This is a genomic window from Myroides odoratus (assembly GCF_965118575.1).
In the GTDB taxonomy this organism is placed as follows: Bacteria; Bacteroidota; Bacteroidia; order Flavobacteriales; family Flavobacteriaceae; genus Flavobacterium; species Flavobacterium odoratum_B.
Genome location: NZ_CBCPHW010000040.1, coordinates 1 through 3886, shown reverse-complemented (window position 1 = coordinate 3886; position 3886 = coordinate 1). Strand labels below are relative to the sequence as shown.

The window sequence follows — 3886 nt, the reverse complement described above, 5'->3', positions numbered from 1 at the left end:
AAAATATTCTTGATTCGGTGCACAAAAAAATATCTAAGTAATGTGCACCTTTCAACTTGGCAAACCTTGACGCCAAAGGGTGCCAGAGAGTTTTAAACTGTGTTTTTGGAACGTTTTAATTCGACATTTATTAATATTTAAAAACAGTTGAATTATGTTAGAAAAACAGTTATCAATTAATTTCTTTCTCAAACCAACTAGAGAGAAAAGTAATTTAAGAGGTGTTTACCTTAGAATTACAGTAGATGGTATTCGCAAAGAGACTTCTCTTAGTCACAAATGGGATATCAAAAGATGGAACCAAAAAGCAGGTCGTGCTAATGGCTCTAAAGAAGATGCCAAAACGCTAAACTATATTTTAGATACAATCGTATCTAAGATTACTAAGTACAAATTAGAACTCTTAAGTAATGAAGAGCCTATTACTGCTTCTGTGCTTATGGATTATATCCAAGGTAAGGGAACAAGTAAAGCTAAAGTTTTAGAAGAATTCCAAAAGCATAATGATGAAGTTTTTAAGTTAGTACCTAAAGAGTACGCTATTGGAACACATGAAAGATACGTAACAGCAAGATCACATGTAGGAGAATATATCCGTTATGTATATGGTAAAGAAGATATTGAGTTTAGAGAACTTAACTATGAGTTTGTAATTGGTTATGAACACTATTTAAAGACCGTTAGAGCGTGTTCTAATAATACAGCTATAAAGTATATCTCAAACTTCAAGAAGATTGTTTTACGGGCTGTTGCTAAGGGAATAATATCTTCTAATCCTTTTGTACAATATAAACCTAAAAAGACGAAGCTCAATAAGAAACCATTAAGCAAACAAGAACTATCTATTTTAGAAAACAAAGAGTTCCAAAATGATAGAGTAAGTACTGTAAGAGATGTATTTGTTTTTCAATGTTATACAGGTCTTGCCTATATTGATGTATATCAGTTAAAGAAAAGTGATATTACAAAGGATGAAGAAGGTAATCTATGGATTAGAACCAATAGACAGAAGACAGATGCTAATATTACTATACCTCTACTTCCAAAAGCTATTGAGATAATGGAAAAGTATAAAGATCATCCTGATTGTATTGGTAAAGATATTGTACTTCCCGTTCGTTCAAATCAAAAGATGAATGAGTACTTAAAAGAAATTGCATCACTTTGTGAAATCAGTGAGTTAAACACACATAAGGCAAGGAGAACTTTTGGAAGTACTGTCACTCTTGGCAATGGTGTGCCTATTCACGTAGTAAAAGAAATGTTGGGTCATCACTCTGTTAAACAAACAGAGGAATACGCCTTAACAGAAGAGGAAGCTATTAAGAATGAAATGCAGATTTTAAAAGCTAAACTTGAAGGAAAAACAAATAAACAAACTGATAATTACACTGACTTACTTGAAGGTTTAAAAAATCTAAATTCTGATAAATTAGCTCAATTAACTACTTTTATTAATCAGTTAAATGGATAGTAAAAACTCCCTTGATTCTCTACATTTTCTAATAATTCAACTGTAGTATTTGTAGTAAGGAATTCGAGGGAGCCCATTTTCAACCTTTTTAATGAGTAGAAGTTAACTTCTACTCATTAAAAAGGTTCATAATATCTTTTCTATTGTAGTAATATGAACCAAGTATTTTGCGATACTGCAATTTACCACTAATGCGCAGTGTTTGTAGTGAAGCTGGCGAGATACTGAGTATCTGTCTTGCTACTTTAGCCTTTACCCATTCAGGAGAGATTTCTTTGCTTTGTTTGGTTAATAGTTCTTTCAGCTCTCCAATAATTGTTTGAGCAAACAGTCTTAAATCTTCCTTTGTGATTTGATTTTCCATGATAGTTGTTTTTAGGTTAAACAACTAAGATAAGATCTGTATAGAATAATAGTCTTATTTATGTAGTTATAGGAATATTTTGGCTATCACTACATAAATTATTTATTCTTTATATCAGATATATCAATAAGCTTTATACCAAAATCATACTCTTGCATTTCTTTAACTACTTGTACAAGCGAGTATTTTGCGATATTTGATTTACAAACATCAATCCTATCGATTATATTCTTATTTAAATAATGATTATTTCTGAAAGCCATAACAAACGTAACATTAAGTTTTTTAGTTTTTATTTTTTCAATAAACCCCTTAATATCTATTTTATTCAATGGTTGTCTTTTATTGTATTCAATAAGTGTTTTCTCTAAATAGCTTATACCATTATTATTTTTTAAATCATTTGAAAGTCTTTTTGCAGCTAGTACAACTTGTATGTATAAATCACGCATTTTAGTATTAAAACCATTTTTAACATGGATAAAATAGGCAATATCATCTTGTATAGTGAGAATATCACACAACTCTATATTTTCGTTTATTACTTTATCTAAGATATAATAACCGTCCAAATCCTCATGACTCTTATTATAAGTGTCTTCATCATCTCCTTGGTTCCAAACGTTTAGAATATCTTTCTCAAGCATATATTTGTTATAGTATGATTTTGCATCTTCATTCATTCTAGATAAAAACTCATCTTCTAATAGATACCAGTGTCCGTCTATTTTAAAATATTTGTATCCCTGATAATCAATTTCCGCTGTGATATGTGATATAAAATTAGCGTATGTTTTTTGATTATTATTTACTTGACCAGAAATATTAAGTTTGTAAATATCTTGAACTATTTGTTGCCTATTGTTGATATCCTCTTGTGTTTCGTAAATATATTTTGTTGCATTATAATATAACCCCCCTCTATCAAATACCTCTAAGTCACTTTTACCTCGGCTATTTTTGTAACGAATTATAAATTTATCACATTCATAGAATCTTTCTAACTGAGTAGGATGTACTAATTCTATTATATCATTTAAATTATTATTTGCAGTTGATTTGTCAACATGTACTAATACATCATTGACTACTAATTCTAATAGATAATTGTCTAAAGATTTTTCTAAATCATAATTATTTACTTTCGAAAATAATGTTAGCTGTTTTTGTTCAAGTTCATCTTCTATCTTATAAAGATCTTTAATTAATTCCTTTAATTCTTCAAAATCAATTTTTTTACGCAAATAAAAATATGCTCCTACTTCCATAATTACAAGATTTGTATTGAGATCATATTTCTTGAAGATGGTTTGCTTTAATTCATCTCTGACTTTTAATTTTATTTTAGTAGGTATATTAGAATAATCTAAAGTCTCTGAAATTGTTTGATTTAGGTTATATGTTTCTTTTTTAGAAGAGATGTTATTAGCAATACTTCTAGTATAAACTTCAATTATATTATCCATCATCGGTTCACATAATCTCTGATATATCTGAATACCAAACGATGGATTAAGGTATTTTTTAATTACGTTTATACCACTTCCACTAATTATACAGTATAGTTCATCTTTATACTTAATAAATAAAACGTAAGAAAATTCAATAATATTAAAATCTTGATTTTCAGTTAGCCCTTCAGGCAAAAACACTTTCCAATAAAATTTTTCTTTGGGTTGATTGAAGCAATAAGACCAATACAGAAAATCATCGTCTTTATATTTGGTAACCTGAGGATCAACAGTTTTTGTAAGATCAATGTCTTTAAATTTATGTCTTAATTTTTTAATATGATTTTCTTTTATTGTTTCTATTATTTCATCTACACTCTTCTCTCTTAATTCAAAATAATTTTTATCTATCTTAAAAATTTTTAAATCAATCTTAAAATTATTTAATTCCATAGTATTTGTAAGGTTTATATAGTATTATTTAAAGACCATTTTTAATAAAATTAGCTATAATATTCTCATTATGGGATATCTTACTAGATAATTTTATAACTTTACCTCTCAATCTTTTTAAATCATAGGCTTTATCTTTGAGCC

General features: G+C 28.1%; 3 protein-coding genes. 1 reads left to right on the top strand and 2 read right to left on the bottom strand.

Annotation, left to right across the window (positions count from 1 at the left end):
* Positions 1–154: 154 nt before the first annotated feature.
* Positions 155–1474, top strand: coding sequence for a site-specific integrase (locus ACMHJ2_RS17630; protein ID WP_413514164.1), 1320 nt, complete (start codon positions 155–157; stop codon positions 1472–1474).
* 109 nt (positions 1475–1583) lie between these two features.
* Here ACMHJ2_RS17630 and ACMHJ2_RS17625 read toward each other — a convergent pair whose 3' ends face one another.
* Positions 1584–1838 carry a DNA-binding protein gene (locus ACMHJ2_RS17625; protein ID WP_413514163.1) on the bottom strand — a complete coding sequence of 85 codons (255 nt, stop codon included), beginning with the start codon at positions 1836–1838 and terminating at the stop codon, positions 1584–1586.
* A gap of 98 nt (positions 1839–1936) precedes the next feature.
* Positions 1937–3742: a DUF6119 family protein gene (locus tag ACMHJ2_RS17620; RefSeq protein ID WP_413514162.1), complete on the bottom strand. Its 1806-nt coding sequence runs from the start codon at positions 3740–3742 to the stop codon at positions 1937–1939.
* Between the last annotated feature and the right edge of the window lie 144 nt (positions 3743–3886).